The organism is Helcococcus bovis (genome assembly GCF_046035835.1).
GTDB lineage: Bacteria > Bacillota > Clostridia > Tissierellales > Peptoniphilaceae > Helcococcus > Helcococcus bovis.
In genome coordinates this window covers 21,393-42,056 of record NZ_JBFNGB010000011.1, presented here as the reverse complement: position 1 = coordinate 42,056, position 20,664 = coordinate 21,393, and the positions used below count along the sequence as shown (strand labels likewise).

At 26.7% G+C, this 20,664-nt stretch carries 19 protein-coding genes; 2 read left to right on the top strand and 17 right to left on the bottom strand.

The window, feature by feature from the left end:
* Positions 1 to 74: 74 nt before the first annotated feature.
* Positions 75 to 989, bottom strand: coding sequence for a LysR family transcriptional regulator (locus ABGF48_RS04895; protein WP_408105216.1), 915 nt, complete (start codon positions 987 to 989; stop codon positions 75 to 77).
* Positions 990 to 1,098: 109 nt separating this feature from the next.
* On the opposite strand from ABGF48_RS04895, the gene ABGF48_RS04890 reads away from it, so the two are divergent.
* Complete coding sequence (locus ABGF48_RS04890) at positions 1,099 to 1,788, top strand: RraA family protein (RefSeq protein WP_408105215.1); 690 nt, start codon at positions 1,099 to 1,101, stop codon at positions 1,786 to 1,788.
* Positions 1,789 to 1,871: 83 nt separating this feature from the next.
* Here ABGF48_RS04890 and ABGF48_RS04885 read toward each other — a convergent pair whose 3' ends face one another.
* The 9 genes from ABGF48_RS04885 to ABGF48_RS04845 all read right to left on the bottom strand — a co-directional run bounded on the left by ABGF48_RS04885 (position 1,872) and on the right by ABGF48_RS04845 (position 12,686).
* Complete coding sequence (locus tag ABGF48_RS04885; protein WP_408105214.1) at positions 1,872 to 2,573, bottom strand: transaldolase; 702 nt, start codon at positions 2,571 to 2,573, stop codon at positions 1,872 to 1,874.
* 9 nt (positions 2,574 to 2,582) lie between these two features.
* The gene (locus ABGF48_RS04880) at positions 2,583 to 3,953 is read right to left on the bottom strand and encodes a PTS ascorbate transporter subunit IIC (RefSeq protein WP_408105213.1); all 1,371 of its coding nucleotides are present in this window, start codon (positions 3,951 to 3,953) and stop codon (positions 2,583 to 2,585) included.
* Positions 3,954 to 3,963: 10 nt separating this feature from the next.
* Positions 3,964 to 4,239, bottom strand: a complete 276-nt coding sequence (locus tag ABGF48_RS04875; RefSeq protein WP_408105212.1) for a PTS sugar transporter subunit IIB — start codon at positions 4,237 to 4,239, stop codon at positions 3,964 to 3,966.
* Positions 4,239 to 6,152 carry a BglG family transcription antiterminator gene (locus ABGF48_RS04870; RefSeq protein WP_408105211.1) on the bottom strand — a complete coding sequence of 638 codons (1,914 nt, stop codon included), beginning with the start codon at positions 6,150 to 6,152 and terminating at the stop codon, positions 4,239 to 4,241. The genes ABGF48_RS04875 and ABGF48_RS04870 overlap by 1 nt, the downstream gene beginning before the upstream one ends.
* Before the next feature lie 701 nt (positions 6,153 to 6,853).
* Positions 6,854 to 8,737, bottom strand: coding sequence for a PTS fructose transporter subunit IIABC (locus tag ABGF48_RS04865; RefSeq protein WP_408105210.1), 1,884 nt, complete (start codon positions 8,735 to 8,737; stop codon positions 6,854 to 6,856).
* A 9-nt stretch (positions 8,738 to 8,746) separates the two neighbouring features.
* Positions 8,747 to 9,649 carry a 1-phosphofructokinase gene (gene pfkB / locus ABGF48_RS04860; protein WP_408105209.1) on the bottom strand — a complete coding sequence of 301 codons (903 nt, stop codon included), beginning with the start codon at positions 9,647 to 9,649 and terminating at the stop codon, positions 8,747 to 8,749.
* Positions 9,650 to 9,657: 8 nt separating this feature from the next.
* Entirely contained in the window at positions 9,658 to 10,398 is a 741-nt protein-coding gene (locus ABGF48_RS04855; RefSeq protein ID WP_408105208.1) for a DeoR/GlpR family DNA-binding transcription regulator, read from the bottom strand.
* Positions 10,399 to 10,908: 510 nt separating this feature from the next.
* Complete coding sequence (locus tag ABGF48_RS04850) at positions 10,909 to 11,784, bottom strand: ROK family protein (RefSeq protein WP_408105207.1); 876 nt, start codon at positions 11,782 to 11,784, stop codon at positions 10,909 to 10,911.
* 11 nt (positions 11,785 to 11,795) lie between these two features.
* Positions 11,796 to 12,686 carry an N-acetylneuraminate lyase gene (locus tag ABGF48_RS04845; RefSeq protein WP_408105206.1) on the bottom strand — a complete coding sequence of 297 codons (891 nt, stop codon included), beginning with the start codon at positions 12,684 to 12,686 and terminating at the stop codon, positions 11,796 to 11,798.
* A gap of 76 nt (positions 12,687 to 12,762) precedes the next feature.
* Here ABGF48_RS04845 and ABGF48_RS04840 point away from each other — a divergent pair, with 76 nt between their 5' ends.
* Positions 12,763 to 13,542 carry an endonuclease/exonuclease/phosphatase family protein gene (locus ABGF48_RS04840; RefSeq protein WP_408105205.1) on the top strand — a complete coding sequence of 260 codons (780 nt, stop codon included), beginning with the start codon at positions 12,763 to 12,765 and terminating at the stop codon, positions 13,540 to 13,542.
* 214 nt (positions 13,543 to 13,756) lie between these two features.
* Here the strand turns inward: ABGF48_RS04840 and ABGF48_RS04835 are convergent, their stop codons facing one another.
* From ABGF48_RS04835 to ABGF48_RS04805, 7 genes are all read right to left on the bottom strand, one after another.
* Positions 13,757 to 14,539, bottom strand: coding sequence for a Cna B-type domain-containing protein (locus ABGF48_RS04835; protein WP_408105238.1), 783 nt, complete (start codon positions 14,537 to 14,539; stop codon positions 13,757 to 13,759).
* Positions 14,540 to 14,916: 377 nt separating this feature from the next.
* Positions 14,917 to 16,416 carry a shikimate kinase gene (locus ABGF48_RS04830; protein ID WP_408105204.1) on the bottom strand — a complete coding sequence of 500 codons (1,500 nt, stop codon included), beginning with the start codon at positions 16,414 to 16,416 and terminating at the stop codon, positions 14,917 to 14,919.
* Positions 16,417 to 16,461: 45 nt separating this feature from the next.
* Positions 16,462 to 16,992, bottom strand: a complete 531-nt coding sequence (locus ABGF48_RS04825) for an adenine phosphoribosyltransferase (RefSeq protein WP_408105237.1) — start codon at positions 16,990 to 16,992, stop codon at positions 16,462 to 16,464.
* 70 nt (positions 16,993 to 17,062) lie between these two features.
* Positions 17,063 to 17,893, bottom strand: a complete 831-nt coding sequence (locus ABGF48_RS04820) for a metallophosphoesterase (RefSeq protein WP_408105203.1) — start codon at positions 17,891 to 17,893, stop codon at positions 17,063 to 17,065.
* A gap of 19 nt (positions 17,894 to 17,912) precedes the next feature.
* Positions 17,913 to 18,266, bottom strand: coding sequence for a type II toxin-antitoxin system PemK/MazF family toxin (locus ABGF48_RS04815; protein ID WP_408105202.1), 354 nt, complete (start codon positions 18,264 to 18,266; stop codon positions 17,913 to 17,915).
* A 9-nt stretch (positions 18,267 to 18,275) separates the two neighbouring features.
* Entirely contained in the window at positions 18,276 to 19,373 is a 1,098-nt protein-coding gene (gene alr / locus ABGF48_RS04810; protein WP_408105201.1) for an alanine racemase, read from the bottom strand.
* Positions 19,348 to 20,580: an NAD(P)H-hydrate dehydratase gene (locus ABGF48_RS04805; protein WP_408105200.1), complete on the bottom strand. Its 1,233-nt coding sequence runs from the start codon at positions 20,578 to 20,580 to the stop codon at positions 19,348 to 19,350. The genes alr and ABGF48_RS04805 overlap by 26 nt, the downstream gene beginning before the upstream one ends.
* Positions 20,581 to 20,664 lie beyond the last annotated feature (84 nt).

The following is a 20,664-nucleotide window of genomic DNA, read 5'->3' as shown; positions in this document are numbered from 1 at the left end:
CCATCTGAAACTTATAGGTATATTATACTAAATAAATTATTATTAATTCAATAACTTATTAATTAGGATATATTTTATTCCATCATCCATGTGTGGAATGTACAAATGCTATAATTGGATTCTATAAACTCCATCATTAAGTTTTCAAATTTACTTATTTTATCTTCATCAAATAGATTTTTATTTTTTCTGGTTACCATATAGCATATCTTAGGTGGTGGTGTATTTTTTAATTTATAATAAACTATATTTCCACTTTCCTTAAAACTTTTAATTACGGACATAGGTGCAATACTCCAATTTCCTGGTTCATTTAGATAATGATATAGTAACGAACCTGTATTAACGGTTAATAATTTTTTTGTATTTTCTCCAAAAAAATGAAAATGCCATTGGTAAAAATCTCTGCCCCAGTTTATAAAAATCTCTTTTGATAAATCCAGTTTTGATAATTCAATATCATCATAGTAATTGCTGTCTTTATGACATACAAGATAATTTAATTCTCTAAATATTGGCTTAGAAATTACATCTGGATGTTTTATTTCATTGTAGACAAATCCAATATCCGCTTCTGATGTAGCTACTAAATTATGAATTTCATTTGAATGATGAGTTTTAATATCCAGCTTTATATTTTTATTTAATTGCATAAATGATTTATAAAGTGGTACAAATGTAAAATTATTTACTGCATCTACACTTGCAATTTTTAATGTTTGTGATAAATTTAAATTTTTTATTTTATAAGACATTTCTTTTAGCATATTCATTTGTTTGGCTATTTTTAAAAATTCTTCCCCACAGCTTGTTAAAAAAACTTTTTTAACTCCTTTTTCTCTTATAAACAGGGAAAAACCTAAATCTTCTTCTAAACTTTTTATCCTAGTACTTAATGATGATTGTGAAATGAATAAATGTTTGGATGCTTCATTTATATTTCCATATTCTACTATAGACAAAAATGCCTCAATTTGATCTATATTCATTCATACCTCTTATATATCTATTTTTTAGATATTATATAAGTAAAATATCTATTTTTATTATTATCTGTTTTATTATATTATTAAATTATAATAAAGAAAAGAGGTCATAATGAAAAACTTTAGTATAAATAATTGGGTGTATAGAGCGGATATAAACGAAATTAATAAACTTAGAAATTTTCAAGTTGCAAATATTGGCGATGCTAAAAATAGGATTGGATGTATTCCCCATTCTAGATTAAAACCTATAAATCAATTAAAACTTATAGGTTCAGCTTATACAGTAAAAGTTCCAGCAGGAGATAATTTATTGATATATTATGCAATAGACAATGCAAAAAAAGGTGATATTTTAGTGATTGATGGGGTTGATTACAAGGATAGAGCATTAGTCGGGGAGATACTAGTTTCATTTGCTATAAAAAAAGGTATCGCCGGAATTGTTGTTAATGGAGCAATAAGGGATTATGAAAAATTGAAGGAACTAAATATACCTATATATTTTTCAGGAATTTCTCCAAATGGTCCATATAAAAATGGCCCTGGCTATGTTAATTATCCAATTTCGATTAACAATGTAGTAATAAATCCCGGAGATATAATCATTGGAGATCAAGATGGACTTGTCTCAGTACGACCTGGTGAAATAGATGAAATAGTTGAATCTGTTGAAAAAATTGTCGCAAAGGAAAATTCTACTCTTTCTAAAATAAATAATGACTCTTTAGATCTAAATTGGCTATACGAATTTTTGAGTGGAAAAGATATTGATTTTTTTGGAGAAGAGTATGATGATTAATTAATCTATTCAAATAAAATAGCTACTAAAAAAAGAGAATTAGAATGAAATTAATTCTTCTAAATCTCTTTTTATTTTTATTTTTATAAAATTGAAAATCCTAAAGATTTTACATCATTATTAAAATCTATTACCGTTTCTAATGATCTTTGATTTAAATCCTTCCCAAAATCATTCATTTTCTTTAACAAATCATTTTGTACGGTTATTATATCCACTCCTAATTCATCAGCTTGAATTATATTATAAACTTCTCTTGTTGAAGCCCATAATAATTCAACATTTTTCTTTGTTTTAACAAGCTTCAATGATTCTTCCATAATAGGCATAGGATTTACCCCTAAATCAGCAATTCTTCCTGCGAATACAGAAATTATTGTATTTGATTCTTCAGATACTGCATTGACAACTTCCTTAACTTGCTCTACTGTAAAAATAGCTGTTGCATTAACATTAACACCTAATAATGATAGTTCCTTAATCAAAGGTATACTTGATTCTCCCTTTGTGTTTTGAATAGGAATTTTAACAAAAACATTTTCTCCATATTCTTTTAGAATCAACGCTTCTTTTTTCATAGTTTCAAAATCATCACCAAAAACTTCAAAAGAAACTGATAAATCCTTTATCTTACTAGTAACTTCTTTAGCAAAAGTTTTATAATCTTTAACTCCTGCTTTTTTCATCAAAGATGGATTAGTTGTGAAACCTGAAACAATACCTTTATTATATTCTTCAAGCATTCCATTTATATCCGCACCATCTGCATAAATTTTAATTTTCATATATCCCTCCTAATCTTCAACAATATGATTAATTGGCTTATCTGATGGTCTAACTATACTTGGTAAAATTAATGCGACTAATACTACAGCTGCTAAAGAATAAATTCCTGTATTATGCATAAATTCACCAACTCTACCCAAAATTATTCCTAAAACCGCAAAGTCTACATCACCGAATGTTGTATTTGCAAATCCTAATTGTCCTAAAACTGGTAATAACAATGCTGGTAAGAATGATAATAATAATCCATTTACAAATGCACCAACTATTGCACCTCTCTTACCACCTGTAGAATTACCATAAATACCTGCTGTTGCCCCACAGAAGAAATGAGGAACCATACCAGGTATGATTAAAACTCCACCCGCAAAACCTAAAATCAACATACCAACAACTCCACCGATAAATGATGAAACAAACCCTAAAACAACTGCTGTTTGTGCATATGTAAAGAATACAGCACAGTCAACTGCTGGTATAGCATTAGGTATAACTTTCTTAGCAATTCCTTGGAAAGCAGGAATCAAATCAGCTAAAATCATTCTAACTCCAGCATAAACTATCGCAACCCCAACCGCAAAGTTCAACGCTGAAATTATTGCAAATACAAATGCATTTTGTCCATTTGACAATTCTTTAGTTACATATTCTGAACCAGCAACCGCTGCTGCAAATAAGTAAAATATCATCATAGTTAGAGCAGTAGAAATTGTTGTATTTCTTAAAAATCCTAATGATTCAGGTACTTTTATTTCTTCTGTAGATTTTGAACCTTTTCCTACTAAACCACCAATAAATGCGCTAACATAATATCCTAAACTTGAGAAATGTCCCATTGCAATATCATCATTATCTGTAACTTTCAATGTATATTTTTGTCCGATTGCAGGGGAAATAGCTGACCATGCTCCTAAGAAAAATCCACCTAAAACAATTAACTCTATACCATTAAAACCAATTGACCCTAAAACAGCAGATAATAAACATGCCATAAAGAAACTGTGATGTCCTGTTAAAAATACATATTTATATCTTGTAACACGTGCAATGATCAAGTTAATTGCTAACCCTACAACTAAAATAGACATTGTTTCTACACCTAAAACTTTTTGAGCAACAGATGTAACTGCTTCATTATTAGGCACAACCCCAGTAATATTAAATCCTTTTTCAATCATCTTTGCTAAAGGGTCTAGGTTAGAAACAATAACTCCAGCACCTGCAGCTAACATCAAATAACCAATAATTGGCCCAATTGTTCCAGAAAACACCTTATGCGCAGGTCTTTTCAATGCTACTAAACCTACAAAAGCGAATAACCCCATTAAAAATGCTGGTTGTTCTAAAATATTTTTAATAAAAGATAAAATACCGTTCATAAATTCCTCCCTATTTAGACATTTCTTTTAAAATTGGTAATACATCTTCTGTAATTTTTTTCTTATTTGTATAACTTCTTATTATTGCAACCTTTTTATCACTAGGAAAAATATTTTCAAATTCCTTAACAGTTATAAATAAATCTGCATCTTTTCCAACAGCTGCATTTGAATCTACTGATTCTACCTCAACATCAATCCCGTTTTCCATCGCAATTTCTTCTACTTTCATTTTTAGTAAAAGACTGCTTCCTATTCCATTTCCACACACTGTGTATATTTTCATTATTCCTTCTCCTTTTTCTTTATTAAATTAATAATTTTTTCATAATCACCTGTTTCTAAAATCTTAATATTTTCTTCATCTTCTAAGATTTTAGATAATGCTGATAAAGCTCTTAAATGTGTTTTAGAATCAGTAGTTGCTAAAACTAAAAATACTCTTACACTTTTACCTAATAAATCTACCGGATTTTCTAAAGCCATTATACTTACCGATAATTTATTAACTCCTTTTCCACCATTTGCATGCGGCATAGCAAAACCATCTTCTAAAACAATATATGGTCCATATTCTAAAACTGAATTTATCATTAATTCCACATAAGATTCATCGATACTCTTATCATCTATTAATGGTTTTGAAGCTTCAGCAATAGCGACCTTCCAGTCATTAACCTCTTTTATCTTTGTTACTCTATTTTCATTTAATAATTCACTTAACAATGGGTCTCTCCTTTCTTTAAGTTCTTTTTTCTTTATAAAAAATTTAAATATTTCTTTTGATAATTTGTCCTCATCATAAACTTTTGCATTTTGTTTAATAATTTCTATTAATTTATTTATTGCATTTTCGCTTATAAAATAGTCAAATTTTATTAATTTTTCTGAAAGTTCAGCAATATTTTGATTAGAAAATATTGGGTTTACCAAAATTACATTATTATAATCATTTAGGTCAATTGTAGAAATTATGTAATCATAAGATTTATTTATCTTTTTTATATCTCTACTTGATATAGAATCTACTATTTCAACTGTTGGAAAATAATTTATAATTTGCATCTCTATCAATTTGGATATCATCAATCCATTTGGACATACGATAATTACCTTTATATTTTCATTTAAGAAATAATTGATATTTGACCCAAAATATACTGTAATAAATCCTATTTCATCTTCTCTTAAATTCTTAAAAACATCATTATCTATTTGATTTATGGAATCCTTAACTACTTCAAACAAATAAGAATATTCATTCTTTATATCATCCAACAAAGGATTAACTATAGGAAAATCAAATTTTATTCTGTAATAGGATGATAAAAAGTGATTAGATATTTGTTTTACAAAATTTTCTTTATCATTTATATGAATGGCAGAAAATTTTTCAAAATTAAAAATCAATTTTTCAATATAATCTTTAATTTCTGTTTTAATTTCTTTATTCCTAGTATTAGTTAAACTAGCTATATAAGCTACCAAATACACATTTTCTAAATCATTTTCAAAATCAATTATATTAGAAACAATATTGTAATAATATATATTTTTCACTTCTAAAGCATTAAAATTTAATTCTTTTAATATATATCCTTTTTTTATTCTTTTTTCACAAAAATATAAATATTTAGAAAGAGACGAAATAGAAAAATCTGTAAGTTTTAAATTTGCTTCTTTATTTATTTTTAATATTCTGTTATCTGAATATTTCAATAAATCTTCATCAAGCATTAAATGTTTCAAATAAAACTCTCTTATTAAATTTTCATCCCCTAAAACTTTGTATCGTGAATCATAAATAAGTACAATCTTAAATTTTTTTAATTTATTTTTAATATTTTCCAAATCATTTATTATAGTATTTTTACTTATAATTAACTCTTCGGATAATAAATCAAGATTTTCAACATCATCATTAAAAATCTTATCAATAATTTTATTCCTTCTATACTCTATATCTTCCACAATTTTTTTATTTAAATTAAATTCATTTTTAATTTCATCGCTCCCATGATAAATCAATAAATTATCTAATTTTTCAAGTTTTCCATGCTTTTTAATCTCATAGTTTATATCTTCTATATCATAATAAAGAGTGCGTTTTGAAATATTAAATTTTTTTAGAATATAATCAAAGTCAATATTTTGATTATTAAAAATATAATTCAGAATTTCTTTTTGTCTTTTTTTCATATCCTTTCCCTTTTCTTAAAATAATTATATCAAATGTAAACGACATCATGAATAACAAAATATTGCACAAAAATATATTATTTTGCACAGTTAATAATTGTATTATTTAATTAAATTATATTGTTTTATTTTACCCTTTATATGAAATGAAAACATAACATATGTGATTCAATGGAAACTTAGCAAATAATTCGATTTAATAAAAACAATATAAATTTTTCATACTTAATTTAAGCGCAGATAAAATAAGTATGACATAAAAATTGATAGACACACAAAATGTTCATACTTATACTAAAAATAAATAAAATAAGTATGAGCTAAATATCAGTTGATACTATAAATGTTCATACTTAATTTATGTAACACTTATGAAAGTATGATATAAATAAGTAATGATATCTTATTTATTCATACTTAAATAAAACAAATCTAATATAAGTATGACTTAAATACATAATGTCAATAAATTTGCTCATACATAAATTAAATCACCTTAATATATGTATGAGTAAATTTTAAAAAAGGATAATATATGTTCATACTAATACTTAATATCCATAAATTATGTATGAACTAATTTCATATCACAATAAATATACTCATACTAATATTAAACTTATAAAATTTAAGTATGATATAACTAAAAAAGATAGAAAAATTTAAGATTTACTTAAATTCTCTATCTTTTTTATTATCAACTATTCATTTATAACTTTTTTCTTTAACATTCCTAGAATTATAGCTCCTACTATCGCACCTGATACTATTGCAACCAAGTACATTAATGGATTTTGTACTACACCTATAACCCAAACTCCACCATGTGGTGCTCTTAATGAACAATCAAATAACATTGATAGTAATCCAGCTAATGCACTACCAATTACTGAAGCTGGTAAAACTCTAAGAGGATCTGCAGCAGCAAAAGGAATAGCTCCCTCAGTAATAAATGATAGTCCCATTATGATATTTGTAGGAATAGTTTGTCTATCTTTTGATGTAAATTTATTTTTGAATAATAACATTGCTAATGATATAGCCAATGGTGGTACCATACCACCTGCCATTACAGCTGCCATTACTGTTGATGGTCCTGATGCAAGAGAAGCTGTACCAAATACATATGCTGCTTTATTGATTGGACCACCCATATCGATTGCCATCATTCCACCTAATATTATTCCTAAAACTAATTTTGATGTACTTCCCATATTATTTAACCAATTACTAATCGCTGTATTCACAGAAGCTAGTGGTGGATTTAATATATACAACATTATTGCACCGATACCTAATATTCCTAGTACAGGGAATATTAACATAGGCTTAACACCATCCATAGATTTAGGTAAAACGTTTGTAATTTTTCTTAAAAAGACAATTAGATATCCTGCAATAAAACCAGCAGCTAACGCACCTAAGAATCCTGCTCCACCTGTATTTGCTAGATACCCTCCAACAAAACCAACAGCTAAACCTGGTCTATCTGCAATACTCATAGCTATAAATCCAGCAAGTACTGGTAACATAAAGCTAAATGCTGCTCCTCCAATTTGCATAAATAAAGCTGCAAAAGGAGTGTTTGAGCCAAACTTAGAAGGATCAATTGAATAATCATCAAGTAAAAATGCTATAGCAATCAATATCCCCCCACCTACAACAAATGGTAACATATGTGATACACCATTCATTAAGTGTTTATATATAGTTTGTCCAATACTTTGATTCTTATCTTCTACTTTAGTTTCAGAAGTTTTTTCAGCTTTATAAACAGGTCTATTTTCATCTAATACATTATTAATTAATTGGCCTGGTCTATTAATACCATCTGAAACTTTTGTAACTACAAGTCTTTTTCCATTAAATCTACTCTTATCTATATTTATATCACTCGCAATAATTATACCTTTTGCATTTTTTATTTCTTCATCAGTTAATTGATTTTCAACACCTGTAGATCCGTGAGTTTCAACTTTTAATGTATAGCCCATTTCCTTAGCTTTATTAATTAAACTTTCTGCAGACATATATGTATGCGCAATACCTGTTGGACAGCCAGTTATAGCTAATAAATCATATGAATCTTCATTATTATAAATAACAGATTTAAATTCTTCTGGAAATTTTTCCATTTCTTTTTTCTCAATGATTGATAAAAATTCTTCATTTGTTTTAGCATTTAACAAATCATCTCTAAATGATTTATCCATAAGCATCGTTGAAAGTCTTGATAAAACTTTTAAATGTTCATCTGATGAATTTTCTGGAACAGCTATCATGAAAAATAAATTTGTTGGATCCCCGTCAAGTGAATCATAATCTGTTCCGGTTGGTACAGTCATCGCCGCTAATTGCGGATTTTTAACTCCTTTTGATTTAGCATGAGGAATAGCAACGCCCTCACCAATACCAGTTGTTCCAGATTCTTCTCTTTTTAGAACATCTTGGATGTATTGATTTTTATCAAGCAAACTTCCTGTTTCAAACATTAAATCAGCTAATTTAGAAATCATTTCATTTTTCGTTGCAGGAGATTGTCCAAGACTAATTCCTCGCAATTGCAGTAATTCTCTAATTTTCATTTTTTCCTCCTATAAATTTTTATATATTTTATATATTTCTTTTTTTGTGGCCATCGTTTCAGAAAATGCTGTAGCAGAGCCACAACTAACACTAAATTTAAATGCTTCTAATAAAGAAAAATTATTTTTTAATGCATACATAAACCCAGCAAGCATAGAATCTCCTGATCCAACCGTATCAATTACTTTTCCTTTTGGTGCTTCCAAAAACATACTATCTCCATCTTCTGATAAAAAGTAAGCTCCATCTCCACCCATTGAAATTATGATGTTTTTAACTCCCATTTCTTGCAATTTTTTAGAATATTCTTCTATCTGAATTTTATCTTTTATCTCACAATCAAATAATTCTTCTAACTCTCTAAGATTAGGTTTTATAATTTTGGGTGAATAATCTAATGTTTTCTTTAATGATTCTCCAGTTGTATCAACAGCAATATTAATATTTTTATCAGATAATTTTTCCATAATTTTCGCGTAAAATCCATTATCCATAGATGAAGGAATACTACCCGATAAAAATAAATAATCTCCATCTTTTATATCATCAAGTTTATCAAACAATTTCTCAATTTCTTGTTGATCTACATTTAATCCTGGTCCATTTATTTCAGTTTCTTTTTCACTTTTTATTTTTGTGTTTATTCTTGTGAATCCATTTTTAACACATATAAAGTCCGTTGATAAGCCTTCTTCTTTTAACATTCTATCTATTTCTTTTCCTGTAAATCCAGCTATATATCCTAGTACTATGCTTTTTTCATCTAAATTCTTCAATAATTTACTTACATTAATCCCTTTTCCACCAGCATTAATGCTTTCTTCTATCATTCTATTAGTTTCACCAATTTTAAGATTATCAAGTCTTACAATATGATCAATTGCAGGATTTAACGTTAAAGTATAAATCATAATTCCTCCTATAATTTCAAAATTTTACCAATAAAATGGTCTTTCTCAGATTTTTCTGTAATTATTTCTGTTGATAAATCGTTACAAAAACTTACTTGCGATACTATATCAAATTTACTTGAATCTGCTAAAATATATGTCTTTTTACATCTTTTTATCGCTTCCGACTTAATCATAGCCTCATTAATGTCTGGAGTAGTGAATCCAAAATCTTTATGAATACCATTAGTTCCAAAAAATCCCAATGTAAAATTAAACTTCGCCAAATATTGTATTGCTGATACCCCTATTATCGAATCTGTACTCAATTTAATTTCACCTGGCAAAATATATACTTTATATTTTAATGCAGATAACTCTCTTGCAATCCATATTGAATTTGTAACAAATACAACATTATTTGCTTGAATATATGTAATCATCGCTTCTACACTTGATCCAGCATCCATATAAACAAAATCATTATCATGTATCAATCCAGCTGCAAATTTCCCTATCGCAAGCTTCTGTTTAATATTAACATTTATTTTATCATCCATTCTATCTTCAGTAGTTATGTAATTTATATTCTTGATTGATTTTGCACCCCCAAATATTTTTTTGATTTTTTTTGATTCATCCAGTTCATTTAAATCTCTTCTAACAGTTGCTAAAGAAACATTTAAATAATCAGCTATTTCTTCAGTTTTTAATGTATTCTTTTTATTTATAAATTCAATTATTTTAGATAATCTTTCCTCTTTAAGCATGTAATCACCTCTTACAATATATAAAATACCACCTTAAACAATCAATGTCAATCATTTTAAATCAAAAAAAAATCATTTAACTTCAAGCTGTTAAATGACTTTTTCCTCGAACTATCAAATTATACAAATACTCAGCATTCTTCCTTAAAATTTTTCTTTAACTTCATTGCTCAAGTCTGCATTTCTAATATAATCTGCCGCTCTAACATATTTTCCATTTCTAAAATATGGGAAATCACTTCCCATCAATATTTTTTCTTATCCAAATACTTCAACACTAAGTTTTATTGCTTCTTCTAAAAAGTTTGCTGAATCAAAATAAAATTTATCTAAAAGTGTATCTTTCGAACTTTCATCAAAAGAATCCCAATCTTAATAATTATCTTGGATTCTTTGCATTTGGAAACCTATCCCTCCTCCAAGATGAGCAATGTGGAATGTAAAATTCTTAAATTTATAAAGTAAAAGAGATTAGAAATTTTCATCTCTAATCTCGTATTATCATTTTATTTATTTAATTTTATTCCTATAAACCTCATAAGCTCCAAACATTCCAGCGGTATTACCCAATTCAGCAAATTCAATATTTGTATACTGTTTTACAAAATTATTTGTGTACATTTTTTCAAATTTTTCTTGAATTATCGGTTGAAGATATTCTTTTTGTTCCATGATTCCACCACCCAGAATTACATATTCAGGATTTAATAGGCTAACAGAATTCACAACTAAATTAACAATATTTTCAACCAATTTATCAATTTCTTCAACACAAATTTGATTTTTGTAGTTTATAGCTTGATCAAATATCCATTTCCCATCTATTTCTTCAATATTAATTCTTGATTTAACATTATTTACAAGAGATGTTGTTGAAGCTATTTTCTCAATATTTTGCCCGTTAAATATTGAATATCCTACTTCTCCACCACTAAATGAATGTCCGAATAAAAGTTTTCCATTTACATATAATGCTCCTCCTACTCCAGTACCAATAGTAAACATTAACGCATTTTGTACATCCCTATATTTTGCTTGAGTAAGCTCTCCAAGTAACGCACAATTTACATCATTTTCAACGGTTGATTGTAAATTATATTTTTGCATAATATATTTTGAAATTTCGGTACCTTTGTAATTTGGAATATTTTCATTAGCATAGGCTATTTTACCATTCATACTATCAACAATTCCTGCAGTAGATATCGCAACACCGCTTATTTTATGATATTTTTGTGTTTCATCAATTATGAATGAAATCCTATCAAGCATATTAAAAGAACTATCCTTAATACCTGTTTCGTAGGAATTTAATTGTGTGAATTTTGAATTTTCAAATATCCCTGTTTTAATATTTGTCCCGCCTATGTCTAATGTTAAAATCATTATTTACTCCATTATTTTATAAATTTTTGATAAATATTTTCTGCTTCTTCTTTTTGTGCTTCTGTAATTTGAGCCATTGGCTTTCTTGAATAGAATTGTTTGTCAGAGTTTACTTCTCTTTGTAAAATGTATTTTAATGTTTGATAAAGTCCATTATTTAAAACAGCTGAAATAAAATCATTTGTCAAATTTTGAATTTCTAATGCTTTTTGTAAATCATTTGATTTTACAGCATCAAATATTTCTCTTGAACGAATACCATTTACATTATATGTTGATCCAATTGCACCATCTACATTATTAGCAACAGCTGGAACTAACATTTCATCAAATCCTGAGAAAATTAATTGTTCCTTAAATGCTTTTCTCAATCTTTCTAATAAGTAGAAATCTGCTGATGTGTATTTTACCCCAACTATTCTTGGTAACTTAAATAATCTTTCAAAATCTTTAATTCCCATATCAACACCTGTTAATAGTGGGATTGAATAAATAATTAAATCATTTTCTACATTTTCTGTAATTTCTTTATAATAGTTGTAAACTTCATCAGCATTAAATCTATAATAGAATGGTGTTACCGCTGAAATTGCATCGTATCCTAATTCTGTTACAAACTTTCCTAATTCAATTACTTCATAAATATTTGAACTTCCCACTTGAGCAATTAATTTAATTTGATCTTTCGCTTCATCTTTTGCAATTTCAAATATTTGTTTCTTTTCTTCTTTTCCTAGTAAAAAGTTTTCACCACTTGAACCACCAACATAAAGTCCGTCTATTTTCATTTTATCAATATTATGTCTGATAATTTTTCTTAATCCTTCTTCATTTACACTTCCATCTTCATTAAATGGTACCAATAAAGCTGAATACAAGCCTTTTAAGTCTTCTCTTAACATTTCTCCTCCAAAATTTTAATATTTACAATACATATACTATAATAGTATTAAATGAAAAAAATTAAAAGAGGAAATTATGAAAAAATATAAAATTATGAGTTTTAATCTTAGATATGAAAACGAATTTGACAAATATTCTTGGAATATGAGAAAAAATAGTGTAAAAAAAGTTATTGAAAAATATTCTCCTGACTTTATTGGATTTCAGGAAGTTAAAGAAAATCAGCTTAAAGACTTAAAAATTTTATTTGAGGATGAATATGATTTTTATGGAATTTTCAGAGATGAAACTGAAGGAAAAGAAATGAATCCAATATTTATAAAAAATGATAAATTCAAATTAAGTTATACAAATACTTTTTGGCTATCAGAAAAAATCACAGAAAGATTTAATATAGGATGGGATGGTGATTTAGCAAGAATTTGTTCATTTGGAATTATTTCAGACAAATTGACAAATGAAAATTTATTTATTTTCATGAACACACATTTCGACCATGTAGGAATTAAGGCAAGAATGAATTCCACTGAATTAATTATAAATTCAAGTAAATTATTAAGCTTAACATTCAATATTCCCACTATAATTACTGGGGATTTCAACACAAGACCAATGGATGGATATATTGACAAATTAATAAATCATAAGGACTTCGATAATAGCTTTAATCATTTTAGCGATAAGGAAAACTCACTTACAATTCACAATTATAAAGACGATATTGAAGGACAACCTATCGATTATGTATTTACTCAATATCCAATCAAAATTTTAAGCAGCAAAATAATTAGAGACAAATTTGATGATATTTTCACATCAGATCATTATCAAATATTAGTTGAATTTGAAATGTAATTATTTATTTTTTAGTATAGTTTAAATATTATGAACAGGAATTTAATTTTTAAATTTCTGTTCCATTTTTTTTGCTGTTAAGATAGCTCTTTTTGGAACAGTTTTTGCAATTTTACTTTTTCTGTTCCATAAAACAAAAAGAGATAGAAATTTTTATTTCTATCCCCAAAAATTATATATTTTTATCAAAAACTAATTCTAAATAATATGTTAATTATTCATCCTTGTTTTTTCTCTTTTTAATAGCTATCCAGCCTAGTCCTACTACAGCAACTAAAACCGCACCAATAAATACTGGTAACTTAAAGTTATCTCCTGTTTCTGGATTTTCAGGTGATTTTACTGGTGGCGTCACTGGCGGTGTTACTGGCGGTACTGGTGGCAATGGTGGTTTATAACTGTTAAATATCTTAAATTCATTTTCAACTTTTGTATAGATTACATCATAGATTGTTGATCCAAATGTTATCTTTCCATCTTTTTCGCCTTCTTCCTTAACAGTATACACTATTTCCTTACCATCTTTATACTTATCTAAGTTTTCAAATGTTGCTTTCCAGTCTACTTCTTTTATCAACAACACTTTTTGATTTGTCGCTTCCCCATTTGCATATAGTCTTACTACTATACTTTCTGGAAGCTTGTTGTCTTGGTTATTGTTATCTAACCATACTTTTTCTACTGGGATTGAAGTTTTTTCTGGTAATTTTGTATTTCTTATTATAACTTTAATTTCTTCATCATTACTTATATCTTTAGAATTAATTATATTATTTTTATAAGAAACGTCATATTTACCATTATTTATTTCTTCTACTATATATATAATTTCTTTATTTCCTGCATACTTTGGTAATTTTTCAAATCTAGTTTTAAAATTATTATCTTTATTCAATAATCTTTCTTCTAATACATATTTTTTATCAGAATCGACCGCTACTAGTTTTATTTTTATTTCTTCAGAATCTAGGTTAAGCCATTGTTTTTCAACTTCTATATTAAATAGATCATTTTTTTCTCCATAGTAAACACTTCCATTTGTCCCTATCGCTCCACCTCTTGAAGAAATATTATTTTCGAAAAATACTGTTGCTCTAGATTTCGCAAAATCTAACCCATTTAATGTTTCATCATTAATTTCAAATAATAGAATTTTTAAAATTAAACTCTCCTTTTATTTCTACATCTAAAGGTCTATTTTCATCTTCCAAATACTGTTTTAACTTTTCAAAAGTATCTATATTTTCACTATTTTTTAAAATTTCATTACTTGCTTGAGCATATGAAACATTAAAAATAAAAAAAGTGAAAATTAATACAAATAAAAATTATTTTATTTTATTCATTTATACCTCTTTCTTTATTAAATTTTAATTAAAACTCTAAATCCTTAAATTTTTCTGCAATTAAATATGCTACTCCATTAAAATCACCATAATTTTTCACGACGAAATCAGTGAAATATTTATATTTTTCTTCTCTCTCATCACGCATTCTTACTAAGGTTTCTATGCCTCCATACGATAATGGTCGGTTTTTTGTAGACAATTTTTCTAAATCTCTATCAATTCTAAAAATAATTGAATTAGTTTTTAAGTAATAATAATTATCTAGTTTTTGTACAACACCTCCACTTGTAGAAATTACTGCATTTGTTAGATTTGCAAGTTTTTTAACAACTAAAGATTCTTTTTCCCTAAAAGATTCTTCACTTCTTTCAAGAAGATATTTTGAAGGACTTATACCATATTCACTTGCAAACTCTTTATCCAAATCTATGTGTTTTCTATCAAGTATTTTAGCAAGTTTTTTACCTATTGTTGTTTTTCCAGCACCTGGCATTCCTACTAAAACTATATTTAATTTAGACTTCACAAATTCAGTAACAATTTTCTCGAATTCTATATCATCAAATCTTTTTCTTGATAAAATTTCTATACTCTTCTTTTCTTGATACATAGTTTTATATACACCATTTATTGCTTTAATACCAAACTTTTTAGCATCTAAATATAATTTTGAAAATATTGTAGTGGTTGAAATATCAATTAAACACTCTAATTTAGAGTTTTCAAAGTTTATTTCTGGTACTATATCTAAGTCGGAAAATTTTGTAAGATTAAACGCAATATCGAAATTTGAAAAAATAATTTCTTTTGAATGATTTAAATCATGAATGTGTACATTTCCTGCATTCAACGATTTCAATACATATTCTATAGTTTTTATTGACTCATCTTTTTTTATAATTAAAATATTTTTTCCAGTTAAATTAATATTATGTCTATTTAATAACTTTATTATTCCAAAATATTCAGTATTAAAACCAAATTTTCTATTTCTATAAAATTGCACTAAATTAACTTCATTTATTTCTTGGACTTGATCTGTAACATTATCCAAATACTTAATAATCTCAGTTTTATATGGATACGCTATATTTAATCCAACAAAATTTTTTCTTTTTAATAAATTTTCAAGTAAATTTTCATCAGGCTTAAATCTAAAATATTTTTCATCTAAAAATTTTTCATAAATGAATTTTGTTAAATCGTAATTACTTTTATCTCCAACATATGCATATTTTGAATTATATTTTTTTTGTATATAATTATTTCTCTTTTTGCTAATATCAGACAAATAATCAAGAAATTCAGTAATATATTCATCATATTCCATAGTTTTTTCCGAAAAATTTATCTCATTACAATTTTTATCAATTATATCGATATTATTCTTATAAATATATTCAAAAAGCACATCTCCCATATTAAATCTTTCATCAACAAGCTCAACAATTTGTTCATCTATTGTAGAAATTTTTTCTTTAATATATTCAATTTTCTTTAATTTATCTTCATTATTTAATTGCATCATTCCTCTATTATAAAAAAAAGGAATCAAATTTGAATCCTTTTTTTAGTGTTCGTATTTTATTAAAGTAAATGTATTGTAATCTCCAAATAATTCAATTCCTTTTAGATCTTCTAACTCAATTAAAAATCCAGCACAAACAACTTTTGCACCTGTTTCTTCAATAATTTCTAATGCAGCTTTTGCTGTACCACCTGTAGCTAATAAGTCATCAATTAAAAGAACTTTATCGCCTGGTTTTAATACATCTGCATCAATTTCAATTTGATTTTTACCGTATTCTAAGTCATATTCTTTAGTAATTACTTTTCCAGGTAATTTCCCTGGTTTTCTTACAGGTATAAATCCCTTATTTAATTTGTAAGCCATTGGAACTGCAAATATAAAACCTCTTGCTTCAATACCTGCAATATAGTCAAACTCTAAATCTTTAACTTTTTCACATAGTATATCAACTGTTTCTTTAAAAGCATCTTTATCTTTTAGTAATGTTGTTATATCTTTAAAACTGATTCCTTCTTTTGGAAATCCTTCAATGACTCTAACTTTAGATTTTAAATCCATTATATCCTCCATTTTCATAACGAAAACTAATTATTTGGAATGTCCATATATTATTCTACAATAAATATACCAATACTACAAGCTAATTATTTTTTGCATTTTTTATTATAACTTCAATTATTTCCGGTCTATTAAATATTCTTTTCGCAAAAGGGAAGTTATTTCCCAATCCTCTAGAATTGTACATTACAGTATTATTTTTTGAAAAAATACCTCCACAATATTTTCCAAAAAATCCTTGTCCAGATGAAAAAACTCCCTTGTTAAATATTCTTGCCTGTCCTCCATGAGTATGTCCTGAAAAAATTAAATCAATATTATATTTTACATACAAATCAAAAAACTCAGGTCTATGAGATAATAAAATCTTAAATTCTTCTGACAAATTTTTCGTAATATTGCTTAAAACTTGATCCATATCTTTTCTGATATCTTTCTTCACTTTTTTATTTTTGCTTATATATTCAGACGGATCATTTACCCCTAAAATACTTATCCCTTTATAATTTATAACTTCATCATCTAAAACTCTAACACCTTTTGAAATCAAAATTTCTTTTAATTTTTCAAAATCTCTATATCCTTTTTCGTGATTTCCTGTAACAAAAAATATTTCGCTGTTAAATAAATCAATTAAATCAATAGCATTTCCATGACCTAAATATCTCCTGTCAATTATATCTCCAGTAATGAAAATTAAATCATAATTATTTTTTAATAATTTTTTTATCTTGGATTGCTTTTTACCAAACTGGTAATTGTGTAAATCTGAAATATGTAGTATATTCAATTCTCTAATTGAACTTGGCAAATCTCTATAAATAATATGTGTGTTTACAATTGGATTTGCATTTTCAAATAATATGTACACTAAAAATAATAAAATTGTAATAAAAATAATTAAATAAATCATAATTTGTTTTTCCTAAACTTTAATCCATATAGTCTTGCAAATTTAATGATATTATAAGCGATTTATCTATCTTTCTCATAGTTTTTTCATCTAAACTGCCAACTTTATCTCTCAATCTTCTTTTATCAATAGTCCGTATCTGTTCCAATAAAACTACCGAATTTTTTGGAAGATTAATATCGCATAAAATCTGTACATGTGTTGGTAAATTAGTTTTATTTTGTTGAGAAGTGATAGCCGCAATAATAACTGTAGGACTATATTTGTTTCCCATATCATTTTGTATTATAACAACCGGTCTAATGCCCCCCTGTTCAGATCCAATAACAGGACTTAGATCAGCGTATAAAACATCTCCTCTTTTAACTTTCAACGTCTCTCCTTATTTTTTATATACTCTATAAACTCTATTAGAAATTGATGTCATTATTTCATAAGAAATTGTATCAGCCCAATCAGCTATTAAATCAGGAGAAATATCTTCTTCTCCAGATTTTCCGATAAGTACAACTTCATCATGCACTTTAGCATCAATATGACTAATATCAACCATTAATTGATCCATTGTTACTCTTCCTAGAATTTTAGCCCTTTTACCATTGATTAATACATATCCCTTATTTGAAATAAGTCTAAAATAACCATCAGCATATCCAATAGAAACTGTTGCTATCTTCATTTTTTTATCTGTAACAAAAGTATGGTTATATGAAATACCTTCCCCTTTTTCAAGTTCTTTTATAAATGAAATTTTTGAAATTAACCTAAATGAATTTTCAATTCCAACATTAAATTTTTCTTTCATATATTTTGATGGATACATTCCATACAATGAGATACCTGATCTAAACGCATCATATTTTACGTCATAAGCCAAGACACCAGCATCATTAGATAAATGCTTAATCCATTTTTCATTTATATCCTTTAATCCATCTACTGCTTTTTGAAATTTTTCATACTGCAAATTTGTATAGTTTCTATCTTCTTCATCAGCACTTGACAAATGTGAAAACATTCCTTCAACATGAATATTTTCCATGGAATTAATTTTTCTGATTTTTTCAAAATTTTCTTCATTAGGCTTAAAGCCAAGTCTATTGTGTCCAGTCTCTATTTTAATATGACCTCTAATGCAAAGTCCTAATTTATTCATTTCTTCAGCAATTTCTAAATCATAAATATTTACAATTACATTATATTCATTTAAATATTTATAGTTTTCAGGATGAATATAGCCCAAAATTAATATATCTTTTTCTATACCCGATTTTCTAAGTTCAATTGCTTCATTTATAGTTGCTACACAAAACATATCAACTTCATTTTCAATAAATTTTGATATTTCTACAGATCCAAGTCCATAAGCATTAGCTTTAACAACAGCAAAAAACTTTTTATTTGATAAGCTCTTTAATATTTCAACATTCTTTTTAATAATATTTAAATCAACTTCAAGTATATTTGCATCGATCACCATCTATTTCTCCTATTGCATATGGTAAATATTCTATAATATGTCTAGCTATCAGTCCTGTTTTTCCAAATCTTTTTGATGCTAAATCTCCAGCCATACCATGTATAAAACATGCCAACTTAAACATTTCTATACTATTTTCTCTAGCTAAAAATGCAGCAACCACTCCAGTTAAAACATCACCAGATCCAGCAGTTGACATACCACTATTTCCTGTTTGATTAATATATATTTGATTTCTATCTGCGACAATGCTGTTTTTACCCTTTAATAAAATATTTAAATCATATCTATCTAAAAAATTATGTATAAATCCTTCTCTATCATATAAAATTTCATTTAATGAATATCCTGATATTCTTGAAAACTCCATTTCATGCGGAGTTATATATATATTATCTTTTATCAGTTCCGGATATTTAGCAAGAATATTTATAGCATCTGCATCAACTACAACCGGTCCATCAAAATTATTTAACACTATTTCTAAAATTCTTCTTGAATTTTCTGAAACTCCCATACCCGGGCCGATAGCAACAACAGATTTATTTTGAATAGCATTTAGTAAATCTTCTCTTCTAAAATTACCAAAATTAGATTTTCCGTTATCGTCTAGAGTAAGAATGATTTGTTCAGTTGTTTTGCATTCTAAAGTATCAGCAACACATTCTGGAACCAATGCGTAAACTAATCCTGCACCAGATCTCAATGCAGCTTCCGATGCTAAATAAACAGATCCTACCATTCCTCTAGATCCCCCAATGATAAGTATTTTACCAAAATCATATTTATTGGAATCTTCCTTCCTTTCCGGAAGCATCGAATTGGAAAATTTATTATGTTGTATTTCTAATAATTTACATACAGATATAGCATAGTCTCCATCATGGCTAATTGTAATATTGATGCTTTGTATATTTTCTTTATCCATTAATAATTTAATTTTATCTTTTTCAATATTAACATAAGGAGCATTTTTTTCATTATGAAGGATTTCTACATCTAATAAACCTAATTCTTCGAAAATCCCTACTCCAAATGCTTTAGTAACTGCTTCTTTAGCCGCAATAATCCCAGCAATGCTATTTTTATTTAAATTTCTAGATTCTAAATATTTTTTTTCAGCATCAGTAAAAAATTTATCTAAAAATCTCTCTCTAGTAAGAAGTTTCTCAACTCTTTTAATTTTAAAAATATCAATTCCTATCATAATATTCTCCTTATAAAAATGATATAATATATATTAAATATATCACTATTAAAAACTTTTGTAAATTTAGAAAATATGAGAGGA